This window comes from Snodgrassella sp. CFCC 13594, assembly GCF_001590725.1.
In the GTDB taxonomy this organism is placed as follows: domain Bacteria; phylum Pseudomonadota; class Gammaproteobacteria; order Burkholderiales; family Neisseriaceae; genus Snodgrassella.
On sequence record NZ_LQXR01000014.1, the window covers coordinates 28,268 to 47,537 of the forward strand.

At 49.6% G+C, this 19,270-nt stretch carries 19 protein-coding genes and 2 pseudogenes; 5 read left to right on the forward strand and 16 right to left on the reverse strand.

The annotated features are described in order from the left end of the window. Positions 1–167: 167 nt before the first annotated feature. Positions 168–1,337 carry a nitronate monooxygenase family protein gene (locus A2F46_RS08730; RefSeq protein ID WP_066569377.1) on the forward strand — a complete coding sequence of 390 codons (1,170 nt, stop codon included), beginning with the start codon at positions 168–170 and terminating at the stop codon, positions 1,335–1,337. A 158-nt stretch (positions 1,338–1,495) separates the two neighbouring features. Next, the gene (gene dapC / locus A2F46_RS08735) at positions 1,496–2,689 is read left to right on the forward strand and encodes a succinyldiaminopimelate transaminase (protein WP_066569459.1); all 1,194 of its coding nucleotides are present in this window, start codon (positions 1,496–1,498) and stop codon (positions 2,687–2,689) included. 85 nt (positions 2,690–2,774) lie between these two features. Here the strand turns inward: dapC and A2F46_RS08740 are convergent, their stop codons facing one another. The 4 genes from A2F46_RS08740 to A2F46_RS08760 all read right to left on the reverse strand — a co-directional run bounded on the left by A2F46_RS08740 (position 2,775) and on the right by A2F46_RS08760 (position 6,705). Beyond that, entirely contained in the window at positions 2,775–3,203 is a 429-nt protein-coding gene (locus A2F46_RS08740) for a hypothetical protein (protein ID WP_066569380.1), read from the reverse strand. 208 nt (positions 3,204–3,411) lie between these two features. Next, positions 3,412–4,179, reverse strand: a complete 768-nt coding sequence (locus A2F46_RS08750; RefSeq protein WP_066569385.1) for a ComEC/Rec2 family competence protein — start codon at positions 4,177–4,179, stop codon at positions 3,412–3,414. After that, positions 4,176–5,684 (reverse strand): ComEC/Rec2 family competence protein, encoded by a 1,509-nt coding sequence (locus A2F46_RS08755; protein ID WP_066569392.1) that lies wholly within the window; start codon positions 5,682–5,684, stop codon positions 4,176–4,178. Before A2F46_RS08755 ends, A2F46_RS08750 begins: the two co-directional genes overlap by 4 nt. A 67-nt stretch (positions 5,685–5,751) precedes the next feature. Continuing rightward, a complete protein-coding gene (locus A2F46_RS08760; RefSeq protein WP_066569394.1) occupies positions 5,752–6,705 on the reverse strand; it encodes a nucleoside hydrolase in 954 nt (317 codons plus the stop codon). Between the two features lie 215 nt (positions 6,706–6,920). Here A2F46_RS08760 and A2F46_RS08765 point away from each other — a divergent pair, with 215 nt between their 5' ends. After that, positions 6,921–8,054 (forward strand): phospholipase A, encoded by a 1,134-nt coding sequence (locus tag A2F46_RS08765; protein ID WP_066569396.1) that lies wholly within the window; start codon positions 6,921–6,923, stop codon positions 8,052–8,054. 69 nt (positions 8,055–8,123) lie between these two features. Here A2F46_RS08765 and A2F46_RS08770 read toward each other — a convergent pair whose 3' ends face one another. From A2F46_RS08770 to radA, 12 genes and pseudogenes are all read right to left on the reverse strand, one after another. Beyond that, complete coding sequence (locus tag A2F46_RS08770) at positions 8,124–8,909, reverse strand: ChbG/HpnK family deacetylase (protein ID WP_066569397.1); 786 nt, start codon at positions 8,907–8,909, stop codon at positions 8,124–8,126. Further along, on the reverse strand, positions 8,902–9,330 hold the full coding sequence (locus tag A2F46_RS08775) for a GtrA family protein (protein WP_066569398.1): 429 nt from the start codon (positions 9,328–9,330) through the stop codon (positions 8,902–8,904). The genes A2F46_RS08770 and A2F46_RS08775 overlap by 8 nt, the downstream gene beginning before the upstream one ends. After that, positions 9,297–9,548: a hypothetical protein gene (locus tag A2F46_RS12065; protein WP_082783643.1), complete on the reverse strand. Its 252-nt coding sequence runs from the start codon at positions 9,546–9,548 to the stop codon at positions 9,297–9,299. Before A2F46_RS12065 ends, A2F46_RS08775 begins: the two co-directional genes overlap by 34 nt. Beyond that, positions 9,536–10,276 carry a glycosyltransferase family 2 protein gene (locus tag A2F46_RS08780; protein ID WP_082783644.1) on the reverse strand — a complete coding sequence of 247 codons (741 nt, stop codon included), beginning with the start codon at positions 10,274–10,276 and terminating at the stop codon, positions 9,536–9,538. The genes A2F46_RS12065 and A2F46_RS08780 overlap by 13 nt, the downstream gene beginning before the upstream one ends. 41 nt (positions 10,277–10,317) lie before the next feature. Then, positions 10,318–11,799, reverse strand: coding sequence for a glycosyltransferase family 39 protein (locus tag A2F46_RS08785; RefSeq protein WP_197457621.1), 1,482 nt, complete (start codon positions 11,797–11,799; stop codon positions 10,318–10,320). A gap of 145 nt (positions 11,800–11,944) precedes the next feature. After that, a pseudogene (locus tag A2F46_RS08790) lies at positions 11,945–12,690 on the reverse strand (amino acid ABC transporter ATP-binding protein). Positions 12,691–12,702: 12 nt separating this feature from the next. Next, complete coding sequence (locus A2F46_RS08795) at positions 12,703–13,386, reverse strand: amino acid ABC transporter permease (protein ID WP_197457622.1); 684 nt, start codon at positions 13,384–13,386, stop codon at positions 12,703–12,705. A gap of 32 nt (positions 13,387–13,418) precedes the next feature. After that, positions 13,419–14,252, reverse strand: coding sequence for an amino acid ABC transporter substrate-binding protein (locus A2F46_RS08800; RefSeq protein WP_066569404.1), 834 nt, complete (start codon positions 14,250–14,252; stop codon positions 13,419–13,421). 193 nt (positions 14,253–14,445) lie between these two features. Further along, positions 14,446–14,694, reverse strand: a complete 249-nt coding sequence (locus tag A2F46_RS13460; protein WP_369796326.1) for a fumarylacetoacetate hydrolase family protein — start codon at positions 14,692–14,694, stop codon at positions 14,446–14,448. After that, a complete protein-coding gene (locus A2F46_RS08805; protein WP_369796327.1) occupies positions 14,613–15,095 on the reverse strand; it encodes a fumarylacetoacetate hydrolase family protein in 483 nt (160 codons plus the stop codon). The genes A2F46_RS13460 and A2F46_RS08805 overlap by 82 nt, the downstream gene beginning before the upstream one ends. Positions 15,096–15,310: 215 nt before the next feature. Beyond that, the gene (locus A2F46_RS08810) at positions 15,311–15,976 is read right to left on the reverse strand and encodes a class I SAM-dependent methyltransferase (RefSeq protein WP_066569409.1); all 666 of its coding nucleotides are present in this window, start codon (positions 15,974–15,976) and stop codon (positions 15,311–15,313) included. A gap of 101 nt (positions 15,977–16,077) precedes the next feature. Beyond that, a pseudogene (gene radA, locus A2F46_RS08815) lies at positions 16,078–17,447 on the reverse strand (DNA repair protein RadA). A gap of 128 nt (positions 17,448–17,575) precedes the next feature. On the opposite strand from radA, the gene A2F46_RS08820 reads away from it, so the two are divergent. After that, on the forward strand, positions 17,576–18,460 hold the full coding sequence (locus A2F46_RS08820) for an RnfABCDGE type electron transport complex subunit B (protein ID WP_066569411.1): 885 nt from the start codon (positions 17,576–17,578) through the stop codon (positions 18,458–18,460). A 159-nt stretch (positions 18,461–18,619) separates the two neighbouring features. Beyond that, a complete protein-coding gene (locus tag A2F46_RS08825; RefSeq protein WP_066569412.1) occupies positions 18,620–19,045 on the forward strand; it encodes an META domain-containing protein in 426 nt (141 codons plus the stop codon). Positions 19,046–19,270: the final 225 nt, after the last annotated feature.

Sequence of the window (19,270 nt, forward strand, 5' to 3'; positions counted from 1 at the left end):
TAAACACAGTGCCTCATTCATTTTATTCGGTATGCTTGACTTTCATTACGCCAACACATAGAGTATGTGCACTAATTTCAATAAATCCATCATTGCTTGAGCATACCAAGCTTAGGTTGGCAAGCAACACCAAACACACTCATTAGCCTTATTTATAGGAAAAACTCATGCAGGAATTTTCACCCTTAACCATTCGCGGCCGTAAGCTCATTCCCATTGTGCAAGGCGGGATGGGTGTGGGCATTTCCGCTTCTCGATTATCCAGCGCTGTTGCCCGAGAAAACGGAGTGGGTACTATCGCCAGTGTTGATTTGCGTCATCTACACCCAGATTTATTGGCGCAATCTAAAGAAAATCCTACCCAAGAAAAATACGATTCATTAAATCGTATTGCTTTAGACCGTGAAATTAAGACTGCCTTAGCACAATCTGAAGATCGAGGCATGATCGCGGTGAATGTCATGAAAGCAGTAAAGGATCACCCTGCGTTGGTGCGCCAAGCTTGTGAATCAGGCGCTCATGCAGTGGTCATGGGCGCGGGCCTGCCTCTTGACCTACCGGAAATGACCGAAAACTTTCCTGATGTCGCCTTACTGCCCATTTTGTCAGAATCACGCGGTATCAGCATTGTCTTGAAACGTTGGATGAAAAAAAATCGCCTGCCTGATGCCATTGTAATTGAGCATCCAGCGCATGCTGCAGGCCATTTGGGTGCGGCTACTGTTGCTGGCTTAAATGATGAGCGTTTTGAATTTAAAAGGGTTTTAGAAGAAACATTTGAAGTATTCAAAAAATTAGGATTAGAAAGCGAAAAAATTCCATTAGTGATTGCCGGCGGCATGGCCAATTTTCAGAAAATCACGGTTGCTTTAAAAGATTGGGGTGCTTCTGCGGTTCAAATTGGCACTGCTTTTGCAGTCACTCAAGAGGGTGATGCCCATTTGAATTTCAAAAAAACTTTGGCTGGCGCAGAAGGTGAACAAATTGTAGAGTTCATGTCGGTGGCAGGTTTGCCAGCCCGAGGTGTCAAAACCAAATTTTTGGACAGCTACATGAAACGTGAATCGGTATTACAAGCCAATGCCAAAGCCGATCCTCGCCGCTGCACGCAAGGTATCAATTGTTTGTCTGTGTGTGGTTTACGTGACGGGCTTGAAAAAGTGGGACAATTTTGTATTGACTTGAAATTGGCAGCGGCTTGGCGCGGCGAAACAGACAAAGGTTTATTTTTCCGAGGCAAAGACCCTTTGCCTTTTGGCAATGCAATACGCAGCGTGCAAGAAACTGTTCATTATTTATTAACGGGTGAAAACATGCCAGCCCAAAAAACCGCTTAAATATATTGCCTGTTCTTTCTTTGCTCATGAGCCGCCAAATTGGCGGCTCTTTTCATAAACTAACGAGCTAAACAAAGGCAACCATTTCTCACTCAACGCAATGGTGGTAGCATTCACTCACATTGCCCAAACTCATTTATTTTATTGATGCCCCTACCATGAATCCCAACTTAGCTTTATTGCAACCCTATCCTTTTGCCCGATTACGAGCGGCCATGAAAGGCCTTACACCCCCAGAACATGTAACGCCGATTCCCTTACACATAGGTGAGCCCAAGCATGCTACCCCTCAGGTTTTGATTGATGCATTAACGGCTCATTTGGACGGGTTGGCAGTTTACCCTGCCACCACCGGGCTACCTGAATTAAAACAAGCATGTGCCGAGTGGTTGAGTCGCCGTTATGATGGCGTACATGTCGATCCATCTCATGAAATACTGCCGATTTTGGGCAGTCGCGAAGCCTTGTTTTCGTTTGCGCAAGTCGTGATTGATGCCAATCAAGACAACCGCCCGATTGTGGTTAGCCCCAATCCTTTTTATCAGATCTACGAAGGAGCCGCGCTATTAGCCGGTGCCCATGTTGAATTTGCCAATTGTGAAGCCCCTCGTTTTATGCCTCAATGGCGCAACATTGACGAATCCCAATGGCCTCATGTGCAGCTGGTGTTTGTTTGTAGCCCGGGCAACCCCAGTGGTGCAGTGATGAATCTAAATGATTGGGCAGAATTATTTGCGCTGCAAGACCAATATGGCTTTGTGATTGCCTCGGATGAATGCTATTCCGAAATCTACTTTGAGGATGCCGCCAAGCCTTTAGGCGCACTTCAGGCAGCCGCTCAGCTTGGCCGCAATTTTGATGACTTGATGATGTTTACCAGTCTCTCGAAACGCTCCAATGCCCCGGGGTTGCGCTCTGGCTTCGTAGCGGGTGATGCAAAATGGATCGATGCGTTCCTGCTCTACCGTACCTATCACGGCAGCGCCATGAGCGTGCCGGTGCAATACGCCAGCATTGCCGCTTGGCAAGATGAGGCACATGTAATCGAAAACCGACGACAATACCGAGAAAAATTCGATGCAGTATTGCCCATCTTGGCCCAATCATTTGAGGTCACCAAGCCCGATGCTTCATTTTACTTGTGGTTAAAGGTGCCTGGCGGCGATGATTTGGCTTTTACTCAAAAGTTATGGACTGAGGCAGCAGTCGAAGTTTTACCAGGCCGTTTTCTGGCACGCAATACGCCTTTTGGCAACGCTGGCGAAGGCTATGTCCGGATCGCTTTGGTGGCTCCTCTGTCGCAATGTATTGAAGCAGCGCAACGCATGATTGCCTTATACCCCAACGGCTGATTTCTGAACAAACTATCCCTATAAACCCATTCAGGCAGCCTAAAGGCTGCCTGAAGTTCAATGATTTAGTGGGCTTTCGTTGGCTTTACCAACATTGGTACACAAATGGTCGGCCACCACGCACACCTCGGCACCACCTGGGCCGCATCATCCAATCCATATCGGCATCCATCCGTCGCTGCAATTCCCAATTGCGGATTTGTTGCAAGCGCATTTGGTTCAAGTAATTGTCCCAAGCCAGTTTATAACAACTCTGAAACAACGGAGAGCTGACTTTATCGCGATAAGCATTGGCCGCTTTCGCGGTTGCAGGTTGCGTAAAAAAGCCAGCGTCCGTTTGTTGTTGGCGCATCAAGTCAGCTGCTTGAGGATCACATTGCGCCGCCAGATCAAGTGCCAATTGTTGCTGAGCAGCTCGCGCCCTTGCTGCTTGAGCGGCTTTTTGCTCAGGGGTCACACAACCGCTCAAAATTAAAGCGGTCACTACCAATAAGGCTATTTTTGTGTATCGCATCCTATACCTCCTCGATACTAAACACCACTGAGCGCTATTGCTGTGTGCGCATTCGGATGAATTAAAAGCGGATAAGCAAGCTTAAAACGCTTCATCAGCAACGTCAACTCAACACCTTCTACAACCCTCTTCACACTTTTGTGACAAAACAAAATTATCCCAAAGTGACCATGCAAGAAAACCACGCCAAATAATGTGGTCATCAATATTACTCATGCCCAGTCGATTCAGGCAACGTCATCCAAGGCTTTCTTTGCCAATAAGGCCGGTATCCAGAGTGCGAATGCCATGCAATGGGTTCGCTGGACAAGGTAGTTTGCAAAGCACCCATGGCATCGGTGCGCAGCAAAATAACCGCATTGGCATTCAGTACAGTGCGCACTTGAGCATGCGGATGGCCATAGCTATTGGCAAAGCCACTAGAAGCCACGGCCCAAGTGGGTGATACCGCATGAATAAAACGCCCATCATTGGATGTATGGCTACCATGATGGCCTAAAATCAAAACCTGGCTGTATAATTTATCTGCATAATATGCAACCAGTTGGCGCTCACCTTGCTTACCTAAATCGCCTGGAACCAACAGCGCTTTATCACCGGCAATGACCCGCAGCACACAGCTTTGGTCGTTATTACGGGTACTCAGTGGGGGCAAATTCAACCATTCAAACCACACACCATCCCATACCCAAGCTTTCCCAGCACGGCAAGCAACTGTCGGAAACGGGTAAGCTTGTGTTTGTCCAGCCCATATTTGATGCGGGCGCAATTGCTGCAATATCAACTCAGCACCGCCATCATGGTCGGAATCGTGATGAGACAGTACCAACGCATCCAACCGGCGCACCCCGGCTGCCTGAAGGTTAGGTAGCACCTGCATTTGCGCCGCATAAGCTGTTCCTGTATCAAACAGCAAATCATGCTTAGCCGTTTGCACCCCCACTGACAACCCCTGCCCCACATCCCATACCGTCACGACAGCTTGCCCTTGACGAGGCCTTTGTACTGGATAGTCAACAACAGCAGTAATATCAACCACGCCCATAACTTCAGTGGCATACCTTTGGGCATCAACAGCAGCAATACAGCAGGGATAGACAGCAACCACAACATCAAAGGAGCCCGCACTGGTGAAAACATCGGCGCATATTCGGCTGCGCTCTGCAACACAACCAAAGTTTGCTGCGCCAGCCAAGCCACCAACGTCAGCAAAGGAGACCAGGGCAACAACAAGCACAACAAAGCCATAGGCACCAGCACCAAAGTAAACCATGGAATGGCGAGCGCGTTAGCCAATGGACTCACCATCGGTACTGAACCAAAGCCATACGCCAGCAACACCACAGAAACGATACCTGTTGCCCATTGAGCCCGGGAGAACTGGCGCCACTTGGGTAAATGTAATACCCCTTGCATGGACAAGAGCACAGCAGCCACCAATAAAAAAGACAGCCAAAAACCCACCGACAATACGGCTAATGGGTCAAACAACAGCACTGCCGCCATGGCCAGCAGCCATACTTGCCCCATGGTATATCTGTGCTGTCGCCACAATGCCCACACCACCACAGCAATCATCAGCAATGAGCGCTGTGTGGGCACAGCAAATCCTGCCAAGGCGCTATAAATCAGGGCCGCTAACAAAGCACTCGTCTTTGTCCACCAAAGTGGCCGAGCGATGCCCCAAGGCCACCACCGCAACCACCAACGCACCAATCCCGCCATCAGTAGTGCAAACATGCCCACGTGCAACCCAGAGATGCTGATCAGATGGGTAAGACCCAAAGCCCGAAACACCTGCCAATTTTCTGCTGACAATGCCGTTTGTTGACCTACACTCAATGCTTGCAATAAACCGACTCCTTGCGGGTAAGCGGCTGCTTGCTGCTGCCAAGTCTGGCCCAACTGACTACGCAGTTGCTGCCAGCGCAGGTTCAGCGTTGATACCGGTGGCAATGCTTGACGCCCCTGGCGCACAGTGGCGCTACCAGATAAATGATTGGCCAGTGCCCATGCTTCACGGCGATAACCCACAGGATTGACCTCTCCCACCATGGGCCGCACCCGCGCCTGAACTTGCCATCGACTGCCTAAAGGCCAGTTTTGATGTTGATAATCAGAAATGATTAAGCGATGATGAAGTGAGCTGTTTGGGCTGACTGCGGCTGCCTGAAAGCGCACGCGATGGGTGTCACGTTCAGGCTCAGTTAACACGGTTAGAATCAAGGTTTGTGCTGTGGGAGAGTCCATCATAGGCCATTGTTGTTGCAACACTCGTTCTGTGCGCCAAACACCAAAAGCCAATCCCAAACACAAAGCCACCCAACCAAGCCAAAAATATCGGCGCCACATCAGCGCTACCATGCCAATGCACGATGCCAGAACCAACCACAGCGCCAACAGTGGTTGTGGCAACAAAAATGACAGGCACACGCCCATTACCCACCACACCAAGCTAGGCATACGCAATAATGTGTTCATGGGTCACCCCCCCGCACAAGCAAAAAAGCGGTTGATGGACTTTCGGGCAACCCTCAACCAGACTAGGCTAAGGAAGATGCAAAATACTCAAGCGTAACTCATCAAATAAACGGTCTGCATCCACTTCGGTTATCCATCGCGCATTGACGGGTAGATTACTTTTGCCCTGCCAATCCACCACACTGGCACCCAATGTAAGCGACCCTTGTAACTCAACCGCCACAGCGCATGATCGACCATGAAACATATCTGGAAACACGGCACATGCAACCGCGCAGGGGTCATGTAGCGGACCGCCTTCCAAGCCAAATTGCTGAATATCATGGCGCTCATAGCTTTGTAAAATATCGGCCAATCGGCGACCATTTTGGGTGCCAGTTTGGCGCAATCCGTTCATACGCGCAGCGGTGACACATGCCTTATGGCTCACATCCAAGGGCACGATGGTTATCGGCGCACCACACGCCAACACCACCGCTGCCGCATGGGGATCAACATAGAAGTTAAATTCTGCCGCTGGCGTAATATTACCGGCTTCAAAATAACACCCCCCCATCAACACGATTTCTTTGATGCCTTGGACACAATCCGGTGCCAAAGAAACGGCCTGCGCAATATTGGTTAGCGGCCCAATGGCACACAATGTCATGCTTTGTGGCGCCGCTCTGCGCAATATATCCACCAAATAGGCCACTGCATGAATGGGTTGCAACGGTGTCTGCGGTTCATGTCGAACCGCACCATCCAAACCATGCTCCCCATGCACATTGGCCGCAGTCACTAGAGGTCGAATCATAGGCTTGGCCGCACCCGCATAGACTGGAAAAGTAGGCTGCTCAACCCAATCACACAGCATGCGGGCATTGGTAGTCACATCTGCCAAGCCCACATTACCTGCCACTGTCGTGATGGCAACAAAATCAATCAAACCCCGCTTGGCCAAGCCATGCGCCATCAAAATAGCGGCCGCATCATCTTGTCCGGGATCGGTATCAATAATCAATTTAATGGCTTCGGTCATGGCAAACACTCCTTACTAAAGCACGCCAACACAGCAACGGGAGTCATAGCCAATTGGCAGAGCCACATCAAATTGAGCAAAAACAGCAGACATCATGGGGTATTTATTGCACAATCACGCTAATTTGTATATGCATACACCACAACATCAACCCAACCAAAGCCCTTCCTTTGCCTGAATTGATGTCCCCCCAACCCCATTTCGTGAATCCAAGTATGACTGTTCATCGCATATCCACATCCCTACTGTACCCATTATTGAGCGTAGCAGCCGCCACCACCCCGCTGATTGCCCACGCGGAAGAGGCTGCCATGGCCTGCACTACCATTGAAGACAATGCAGCTCGGCTCGCATGCTTCGACAAGGTATATGCGGCGCAATTGCCGCCCAGCTCAGATGTACTGGCTACCACCAATACCCCCAAGCGCCCCATTGATCTAAGTAAATCATGGGATGCCAGTGTGGATCAAGGCACCACAACCGTGGTGCTGGCAAAGCCGACAAACCAAGAAGCCATCATCAATACTGATGCTTATACGCCTTTGAGTACCCTCTACGATTTAGATCAAAACGACTCAAATGGCATCCTCACGGTACGTGCCCACAATCCCATGTATTTATTGCCCGGATGGTTTAACAGCAAACCTAACTATAATCCTGGCACGCCCTCGCAAGATACGGTGCATTACAGCCGAGAAGACCAGAAAAAAATTGAAGCGAAAATGCAAATTTCGTTTAAAACCAAATTGCTGGAAGACCTTTTTCGCACCCGAGCCGATTTGTGGTTTGGTTATACCCAACAATCACACTGGCAAGTTTGGAATGGGCACACCTCTGCACAATTTCGCAATACCGATTACATGCCAGAACTCTTCATTACACAGCCCGTGCACGCCAATTTGCCATGGGGCGGAAAATTACGCATGATCGGCGCAGGTTATTTGCATCAGTCAAACGGTCAATCCGATCCACTGAGTCGCTCTTGGAATCGAATTTATGCCATGGCCGGCGCTGAATGGGGTAATTTAACCGTTATCCCTCGAGTGTGGTGGCGCATACCGGAAAGTAAGAGTGATGACAATAATCCCGACATTAACCGCTACATGGGGTATGGCGACCTGCGTTTACAATACCGATTCAGCGATGCAAAAACTTTGGGCACCACGCTGCGCCTGAATCCGAAAACCGGTAAAGGCAGCATGCAGTTGGATTATAGCTTCCCGCTCGTAGGGAAATTGAAGGGCTATGTTCAAGCCTATGATGGATACGGTGAAAGCCTACTCGACTACAACCACCGCCACAGAAGCATTGGCATTGGGATTTTGATGAATGATTGGGATGGATTTTAAACCCTTCCCGCGTTCTGTACTTTTATATTCAGGCAGCCTAATATCACCGCACTAAGCTGCCTGAATGTATTAAACCACATCGCGCCAATGAGCTGCCACACAATTTTCAGCCTGCCACACACGTGCAAAAGCGGGCGAACTTAACCACGCAAATTCACGTTCCCGCGCCACTTTAATATCGTCTTGCCAGCCCGATTGCGCCTGTGCAGGATGACACATCAATACCGTAATCTCCTGTTCAGGCGCAACGCTCAGCCAATATTGCCAAATTTGCGCCAACTGCTGCTCATCCGCATCAAACCCATAAACGCCGCCAAAAGCACGATTGTGCCGCCAATGCTGCGCGACGAGCTGGCGCGTTAACGCCTGCCCACCCAAAGCGTAAATCAGTTTGGCTTTAAAATCAGTTTGGATGGATTGGGTGCTGCGTATGGCCACTTGTTGCACACCATAGCGTTCAGCCAAAACATGCAGCAATACTCGACGTATTTGTGGGAACTGATGCACATGCTGATGTCCATCGACAAATACCGGAGCCGCACCCATTTTGTGTTCAAACGCATCTAACTGCGTGCTGAGCAATGCTGCCAATAGCGAATATGACCATCGGCGCGCATAGGATTTCACCAGTATCGTTTTTAAGCTACCTTGATGCGCCAGACCGGTTAAATCGAAATGCAGGCCGATGTCAATGTGAAGCCGTTGTAGGGCAATCACCTCATCGCTACTGATTTGGCCCAAACTCATGAAACTGGTGGCCTGAATACGACCTTGCTCAGCTAAGGCCAACACGCCTTGATTCACGGCAGGCGACAAACCCAAATCGTCCACATTAATGATAATGCGTTTACTCATGTTGTTTCTCGCCACCAAAAGCCCAAAATTTACCCAGAACAAAAGTGAGTATGGTTACCAAGAGCGTCACCAGCAACCAAATCCAAACATAATATGAATGCCCAAAAAGCCATAATCCGCCTACAAACAACAATTGATTTAAGGCAAATCCACTGGTCGAGCTGAGAAACCAACGCCACAGGCTGGCCAACCAAGAAGCTGTCTGCATTTGCTGCCGAAAAGTGAGCCAATAATGCCCACTGAAACTCACCCAAAACGCCAATAGGAAAGCCCAAACATTGGCCCAAGCTGGGGCAACATGAACCACTTGTACCCAAAACAGCAAACCCACAAAATGTACTCCGGCTGCCGCAGCGCCCACCAATAAAAACCATGCTGCCTGAATACTCAGGACTGGCTGCTGGGGTCGCGACTGTCCCATATTTCATCCACCACATACAAAGGGCGTTGTTTGACTTCTTCATAAATGCGACCAATATATTCACCGATAACGCCCAGGCAAATCAATTGAACCCCGGCAGAAAACATAATACCTGCCGCCAAGGTAGGCCACCCAGCCAAATCTTTACCAAAAAACACCGTATCCGCTACGATAATCACGCCATAAATCAACGACAGCAGCGACATCAGCAAGCCCATGCGAGAAATCCAACGCAGCGGCTTCTGTGAAAATGAGGTAATGGCCACCAGCGCCAACTCAAATAAGCTGGCATAATTAAATTTGCTCTTCCCCTCAACACGCGCTTCCGCCTGAAACGGCAAATATACAGTTCGAAAACCCACCCAGGCGTAAAGCCTTTCATAAACCGTTGACGTTCAGGCAACTTTAACAAGGCGTTGACGACTTTGCGATTCATCAGACGAAAATCACCCGCATTGGGCTTGATTTCATAGCGTTGAGTATCTTGCATAAATCGGTAAAACCCGCGCTTCAAACCACGCAATAAATGACTTTCATGCGCACGAGTGGCCTGAATCGCAGCCACCATATCAACATCTGTTTGATGGTATAAATCCAGCATCTGCTGTAATACCGCCACCGGATGCTGGCCATCAGCATCCATCATCGCCACTAAGTTACCTTGCGCCTGCGCCAATCCGGCACTCAGTGCCGCTTCTTTACCAAAATTGCGCGAAAACCGCACCAATCGCAGCGCCGTATGTTCAGGCAACCCGCCAGCATGCTTTTGATATACATCCGTCAATGCTTGTCGGTTGCTGCTGCCATCGTCGACCAACAACACTTCACACACACTGGATTGTTTTTGCGTCAGCTCAAACAGCACTGGCAAAAACACATCTACCACCGATGCATCGTTGTACACCGGCAAAATGACGGTTAAGCCCACCGTGTTGGTTTCAATCACATTCCTGTCCTCTAAGCCACAAACATCCTATTTCAGTCATTTTACTGTGCTGCCACTCGAACACAAGCTTTCGGCACATAGGCACGCCAATGCAACAGCAACGGCGTTTTTTCAGGCAGCTTGGGCCAAGCAATGGACCAAACACCTTCATGCACCACCATATTCGAATCTTCCGCCAACCCATCCAAAAGCGGTACACGAGGATGATCGCCATCTGGCCACAGATACATGCTGCCACCTGCCCGTAAACGGGCTTGCGACATCCATGGCGTATACGCTGGATTGCCCGCAATCATCACGGATGGCGCAAACTGAGAATAAGATGCCGCCAAAATGGCTTGCCAATTGGCACCGCTGACGTTATCCAAACGACAAAGGCTCAGCTGCCGCCATTGCGCATCCACATGCTGCGCAATGGCAGATTGAGGCCAATCCATGCGCGACGGTTTGTGTCTAATTTGTGCACCAAATTGTACATACACCGCCATCAAAAGTGTGGCGATGGCCAGCCAAATGAAGCTGCCTTTCACCAAACCAACCGCTTTTCGGGCAAATACCTCATCAGGAATGAGTCGCACCGCGATCAAACCCGACAAACCCCACATGGGCATGCCCCACATGTCACGCAATCCCACACCAAACATGATGCCCAGGAACACCAATAACAACACTGGTGCCAACCCCATAAACAACAAAAAACGCGTATTGTCATCCCACGTTTTGAGTGTGGGTATGCGCAGGCGCGTGCGCGTGCCCACTAAAATCAACAGCAGTGGCAAATGATTGAGCAATTGGGTCAGCAAAAAGCCCAATGCCGCCAAGCGACCACTGTGGCTTTCGGCTTCTTCAGCACGCCCTTCGGCATAGGTAAACGGCAACCAATGGTGTTCAACCAGCCACACCACATTCGGCGAGAACACCACGCTCGCCAACAATAATGCCACCCACGGTTTGGGCGTAAGCCACAAGCGTCGATAAGGCGTGATGAATGAATACAGCACCATGGTGATGAGCAGAATCGCCACTGAGTATTTCACCAACATCCCTGCACCGGCCAGCAACCCAAACAACAACCAGTATCGCCATAAATTTTGCCGTGTGGCCAAATAAAATGCATACACCAGCGCAACCCAAACCGGCATCTGCGCAATATTGTGATTAAACTCTAAGGATGGCCAAGTGTAATAAAACACCCCCATCAACAAGAATGCGCTGACAGCCGCACGCTCGCGACTCATTAAATGGGTGCCGAAACGATAAACCAGCCACAGCGTTAAGGCGATGGTGCATTGGCTCAATAAATAGGGACCAATATGACCGAATACAGTATAGAAACTATAGAGTACCCAAGAAGACAACGGTGGGTGCTTGTAATAACCCCACTGCCATTCACGCCCCCAGTAAATGCCTTCCGGCACATCCAAAGGGTAGCTCGATGACAACATAAATGGCAACACCACCCACAACGCAAAATAAAGCGCCAAACACCACTTCAGTTTGGGTGATAAAAATTGATTGGACATGATTTCCTTCGACACCAACATAGGCGCGTCATTATAACAACAGCACTGACGAATGACTGCTTTCACACTGCAACATTACATCAACACATGGCATTCAGGCAGCCTAAAGGCTGCCTGAATGAATCAACGCGGGATATACAGCAATCTAATGCTCAATTTGCTGCAAAAAACTTTTGGTTAACGCTTCCCGTGGGCGCAAAAATAATTGCTCGGGTTCACCTTCTTCCACCACTTTACCCTCAGCCATCAACACCACATGATCGGCCACATCGCGGGCAAAGTGAATTTCATGAGTCACCACCACCATGGTCCAACCTTCGTCAGCCAAATCCTTAATGATGTGCAAAATGCCTTGCACTAACTCTGGATCGAGCGCCGAAGTAGGCTCATCAAACAACATTAAAGCCGGCTTAATGGCCAGCGCCCGGGCAATCCCCACACGCTGCTGCTGCCCGCCCGAAAGCTGGAATGGATACAAATTCGCTTTATCGGCCAAGCCCACTTTAGCCAGCAATGCCAAGCTTCGGCACGCACCTCCGCCAGCGAGCGTTTTTGTACGGTCAATGGCCCTTCCATCACATTTTGTAAAGCCGTCTTATGTGGAAATAAATTATATTGCTGAAAAACCATACCCGATTGACGACGCAATGCCAACAAATCGGACGCAGGCAACGGTTTGCTGAAATCAATGTGTAATACCGGTTGATCAGTAAAGTCTAAGGTGCCCGCTTCCGGTATTTCCAAGCCATTTAAGCAGCGCAATAAAGTGGTTTTTCCTGAACCTGAAGGCCCCAAAACTACCACCACTTGGCCCTTATCCACACTCAAATCAATACCATGCAAAATGGTATGCTCGCCAAACGTTTTGTGAATATTGCGTGCACGAATCATGCTCTCATCCTGTTATTTAGCCACATAGCGATCCAACCGCTTTTCCAAACGTGCTTGTACCGCAAACAATACCCAACAAAATAGCCAATAGACCAAACCGGCCTCAATAAACACCGGCAAAAAATCATATGCCCGATTGGCCACCTGCTGCGCCTGACGAAATAATTCCGTTACCGTCACCACAGCAGCCAAAGATGTGTCTTTAAACAAACCGATAAACGTATTCGACAAAGGAGGTACTGCCACTCGGCAAGCCTGCGGCATAATGATGCGTCGGAATGCCTGCATATAGGTCATGCCGATGGCAAACCCAGCCTCCCATTGCCCTTTAGGCACAGACAAAATGGCCGCACGAACGGTTTCCGATGCATAAGCACCCACATTCAGAGAAAAGCCGATAATGGCAGTGGGAATCGGGTTAAGCTCAATACCAACGGCAGGCAACCCATAAAACACCACCATCAATTGAACCAGCATGGGCGTTCCGCGGATCACCGAAATGTAAACGCGCACCAAGGCCAATAACATCCGATGGAGTAGCCCACGCACAGGCATTATCCGCAACAAGGCCACGCCAACGGCAATCAGCATCCCCAAAATAAATGAAGCCAGCGCCAAAGGCACCGACACCAAGAAACCAGCCTTGACCATAGGCCAAAACGCGCTGATCACCAGATCAGCGCGTGCCGGCGACATAAAAGGCAGAGCCGCCAATAAGTCAGTCAAACTCATTTAACGCTCACGTCTTCACCAAAGAACTGCTCACCCAGTTTTTTCAGTGTACCGTCTGCGCGTAATTCATCCACGGCCTGGCTGATTTTTTTGAGTGCTGCTTCATTGCCTTTGTTCACAATAAAGCCCGAACCCAATTTTTCATCCGCACCCGAACGCCAAGCCACTTGTAAACCAGAGTTGGGGTTTTTCTTCAAGTAATCCAGAAAGGCCAAAGAATCATTGAGTGTAACGTCAGCACGTTTTTGCTGCACCAGCGTAATGGCTTGGGCCATACCGTCAACGGGTACCACAGTCGCACCTGCCTTAGTGGCCATCTCGCCATAATTGCTGCTCAATGTTTGCGCTGCTTTTAGGCCTTTGATATCGGCGACGGTTTTTACTCGGTTATCACCCACTCGCGTTAATGCCATGGGACCTGAATAACTGTAATCGGAAGATTTATCAAATGTGGCCTGACGCTCCGGCGTGGTCAAAGCGACTTGATTGGCCACCACATCAAAACGGCCACCTTTCAAACCAGCCAGCATGGCATCCCACTGGGTTTCTTCAAATTTCACTTTGATGCCCAGTTTTTGAGCCACGGCACGGGTGACTTCCACGTCATAGCCCGTGAGTTTGCCACTTTCATCATGATACGTAAAAGGGGCATAAGTGCCTTCAGTACCCACCGAAATGGTGCCATGTTGTTCAATGCGTTCTTGCAGGCTGCCTGCAACTGCTGAAGTGGTTGATGCCGCAGAGGATGCTGAGGTTGAGCCTGCTTCTTTACCAGAGCATGCCGCCAACAAAACCGCAGTGGCGGCCAAAGCAAAAAGTTTACGGGTCATATTTTCTTATCCTTATGATGATGCGGTGGTGGCGGAAAAATTCCTCTGCCGCCTTTTGAGGTGGGTTATTGTACGGGTAATCGAGATGGCGACAAAGACGGCTTATTTGTATCGATAGTACCAAAAAGCATAAGCCTCTACACACCACTGAAATGCAGACCAATGCGTTTTCTGCATCCACGTTCAGGCAACCTCAAACCACATGAAACTCAGCTTGAATATGGCCATGCCAATCCAATCGCACTATATCTCCCGCCTGCAAAGGCCCAACACCGGCTGGGGTACCGGTGTAAATCACGTCGCCTGCCTGTAAACCATAAATTGTCGATAAATAAGCAATGATCTGCCCAACAGGAAACATCATGTCCACACTATTGCCTTGTTGGCGAATTTCTCCATTGATGAGCAGGCTAAATTGTTGCTCTTGAATGTCGCCAACCACATCTGGCGCAATAAAATGTGACAGGCAGGCAGCGGTGCGAAAGCCTTAGCCTTGGTCCAAGGCAATCCTTTTTCCTTACACACAGATTGCACATCGCGAGCAGTCAAATCCAAACCAATGGCATAACCGCCAACATAACGCAGGGCGTCTTCAGGGCTCACATGATCAGCATCGGCCTTGATATACACCACCAGTTCACATTCGTGATGCACCGATTCGCTAAATGAAGGCAACACAATGGCCTCACCTGTTTGTGCCAATGCTGAGGTCGGTTTCATAAACACCACCGGTTCTGTTGGCAAGGCATTGTTGAGTTCTTTAATATGCTCGGTATAGTTGCGACCAATACAAAAGATATTGCCCAAAGGCATGGTTTGTCCGTTGACTTGTATGGTTTTCATGATTCACTCTATTTACGGTTGTTTTATACGACACGGTAATACCATGGCGTTTCCATTATTGGGGTGTCAGATAGTAACATCGGCTCGCTTGCAAGCGTAACCACGATTCGCCCACAACACAGATAATCGCAAAAACACCAATTATGATGCCCAAGTGACAACCCGCCTATTTCAGCAGTACGCCTGCCATCGGCCACACTGCACATGCCATTGAATTATGTGCGCAAGCATATATATGCGGCAAAACCCAATGCTCGAAAATACGACAAAGGCTGCCTGAAACCCGATTGCGTGGCCAAATCAACCCATTCAAGTTCAGTCAACACAAAAAATTCATGGGATAGCCGCTGTTTTAATGCCGCTGTAAATTGTTCAGGCAACCCATGTGCCACAGCATACTCCGCCATGGCCGCGCGCTCAGTATCATCGCCTTGCATCAAATCACACAGCAACAATGGCGCACCCATTTTCGTATGCCGAGCAATACTGCACAAAAATGCCTGCTTTTCCCGCACCCCTGAAATGAAGTGCATGACCAACAAACACAGCACCGCATCATAAGGTTCGGACATGGGTAAATCCGCCACCAATCCATGAAAAAAATCCACTTGATGAATGCCTTTTGCCGCACACTTTTGACTGGCCATCGCCAACATATCGGCAGAAGTATCCAGTGCAGTAAAGCGCCAATCGGGTCTTTTCTGGGCCAATGCCAAAATCTCTGCGCCAGTGCCCGCCCCCACCACCAAAACCCGAGCATGCTCGGGCAACCTGGCATGTAAGACAGCAGCACTGACTTCATGTAATACCGTGTAACCCGGTACCAAGGTACTGATGCGAGCATCGTATTCTGTTGCACCTTGCGCCCCAAAGCGATCCATATCCGATTCCATTCTATTCTGCACACCCTCCATTTTTCGCCTCATTTACTGACCAATCATGAAGTTAAACAATGAAGTAAATCAAAACTAAAAGAGCAGTATCAATCTGGCCGAATGGCATCTACCGCTTGCTGCACAGTGTCAACGCCAATCAATTGCAAATTGGCAAAATCAGCCGCATGGCGTGGCAAATTGGCTTTAGGTACAATCGCGTGGGTAAACCCCAATTTCTCAGCTTCACGCAAACGCTCCTGCCCGCGTGGCACTGGGCGGATTTCTCCAGACAAGCCTACTTCGCCAAACACCACGGTTTTGTCTGGCAAAGGCCGATTGCGATAACTCGACAGCATCGCCAACATCACCGCCAAATCAGCAGCAGGCTCGGTGATTTTGACCCCACCCACGGCATTCAGAAAGACATCCTGATCAAAACAGGCCACCCCAGCATGCCGATTGAGTACGGCCAACAACATCGATAACCGATCTTGGGCCAAGCCCACACTCAACCGTTTTGGGGTAAATCCGTGGGCGTCATCAACCAGCGCCTGGATTTCCACCAATAAAGGCCGCGAACCCTCTTGGGTCACCAGCACACACGAACCAGCCACATCCCCTCGATAACTCGATAAAAAAATCGCCGATGGATTGGATACGCCTTTGAGACCCCGCTCGGTCATGGCAAACACACCCAGCTCATTGGCTGCGCCGAAACGATTTTTGATGGCGCGTATCATACGGTAATTGGAGTGGGTATCCCCTTCAAAATACAACACTGTGTCCACCATGTGCTCCAGCACCCGTGGTCCAGCAATGGCACCATCTTTAGTGACATGCCCCACCAAAATCATGCTGATGCCTTGTTGTTTGGCCATGCGCGTGAGCTGCGCGGCACATTCGCGCACTTGCGATACCGATCCAGGCGCAGAGGTAATGCTGTCGGAATACATAGTCTGAATGGAATCAATCACCACCATTTTCGGTTTGTGCTGCAACAACGCAGCACTGATGGCTTCCATGCGAATTTCGGCCAATAAATTAACACCCTCAGCAGCCACATCCAAGCGTTGAGCACGCAAAGCCACTTGCTGGCTGATTCTTCACCCGACACATACAAAATGGGTTCGTGTTGCGCCATCAAAGCGACTGTTTGTAGCAGCAATGTAGATTTACCGATGCCGGGATCTCCGCCCAGTAATATCACCGCTCCATCGACCACTCCCCCACCCAATACCCGATCCAATTCCCCCATGCCGGTGGGCGTGCGCGGTACCTCAACGGCAGTCACATGCGCCAAATTCTGTACCTGTCCCGCTTCTGCGGCCCATGATTGAAAGCGACCACTCGTCGCCACAGGCAATACCACGGTTTCTTCTAATGTATTCCACTCACCGCAATGCGGGCAACGCCCTTGCCACTTGGGTGCGGTGCCACCACAAGCAGTGCATTGATATTGGGTCTTGCTTTTCACCATAATGATTCCTTTTGTGCGCTGATATGGTAGCAAATTTGCGCACATCCAGGCTGCTTGAAACGAGTTTGCCGCCAGAGCATAACGTCACATGATAAAATAGCGCTTTGTTTTTGAGGATGGATTGGGCGATGACATCGGTTTGTGCTGACTCCATAGCAGCACTTTTGCCACAAACACAATGCCGTCAATGCGGTTTTGATGGCTGCACGCCCTATGCCCAAGCATTAAGTGAAGGTTCGGCCGCCATCAATTTGTGTACGCCTGGTGGCGAAGTGGTGATGCAGGATTTGGCGCAACTTCTAAACCGCCCGCCACAAGCCTTGGTCCAAGCCAACAAAGCGATAGCGCCCAAAGCCTTGGCATGGATTGATGAAGCCGAGTGCATTGGCTGCGCTGCCTGCATCAAAGTGTGTCCGGTAGATGCTATTGTGGGTGCTACCAAGCAAATGCACACCGTGTTGGCCGACGAATGCACTGGCTGCGAACTGTGCCTACCACCCTGCCCAGTGGATTGTATCGTCATGTCGCCCGTCACCGATGCGTGGTTACCACGGTCGCGCACTTTGGTTGAAGGTGATCATCATCAGCGTGAAGCAGCTGCGACACAAGCCCGCTTACGTCACCAACACAAACAAAACCGGCTTCGCCGCCAGGCTGAGGCAAAAGCACAGCGCCTAGCTGCCCAAAAAGCGCAGTTAGCGGCGAAAAAAGCAGCAAACGAAATACCCACCATCATATCTGCAAACAAAGTCAACCCTGCCGAGCTGATTGCCCAAGCCATGGCTCGGGCACAAAACTTGCAAGCACAGCGACGCGTACCCGACAATCAAGACGAATTTCAGCAACAACAAATCGCCAAGGCACAAGAACGCGCCACATATCGACGTGCCATGCACGATTTTCAATATGGCAATGCCGATGAAAAAGCCGCCGCACTGACGTATTTGCGCGAATTCAAAGCCAAACAAGCCGAGCAAGAAAACGTGTCCAAACGATCCCGTAAAAACCGCTGAATACCCAGCACCACCAATGGCAAACTTATGGAGCAAATATCGAAAGCGCAAAATTTGCTGTAATTGTTTTTTTCAGGCAGCATGTTTTTTTGTTGCGCACCCACACCAAGAAACAACTGGCTACGCCAAACGGCGTATTTTAAATACAGGAGATTACCCATGAAAAAAACACGATTCATATTATGCACATTCGCTGCGTTTGCGGGCCTTACAGCATGCGCTACTTCAGCACCGACACACGTCAACCCACTTCAAGGCGAGTGGGCCATTACCGCGATGGATGGCACAAAAGTGACTCAGGACAATTACCGCATTGGCTTCGACCCCAACACCCAGCGCTTCCACGCTTATTTTGGCTGCAACCGCATTATGGGCAGCTACCAGCAGCAGCAACAAGCTCTGCAATTTGGCCGCGCCGCCAGCACTTTAATGATGTGCACCAATATTCAAGTTGAAAATACGGGCAAAAATAGCTTGGCCGCGATCCAGACTTGGCGCGTGGTGCCTCATGGCAACGGCCAAAAATTAGAGCTCTTGGATGGTGATCAAAAAGTTCGATTGGAAGCGACTTTCGCTAACCCTTAAACAAACAAGCTCACCGTCCATCTTCAGGCCTTGTCTGCCTACAAGCGCGGTCTGCTTATTTTCAACACACATAGAAGTGGGTATTGCCATGCCAAGAATAGATGGCAATACATTGACTTTGTAAATGCTTGGCTTAATCGGGCATGTTAATTAAAGTCATTTGATGTGTAAAAAACCTAAGGCTGCCTGAAAAAGAAATCAATCGGTTCTTTTTCAGGCAGCCTT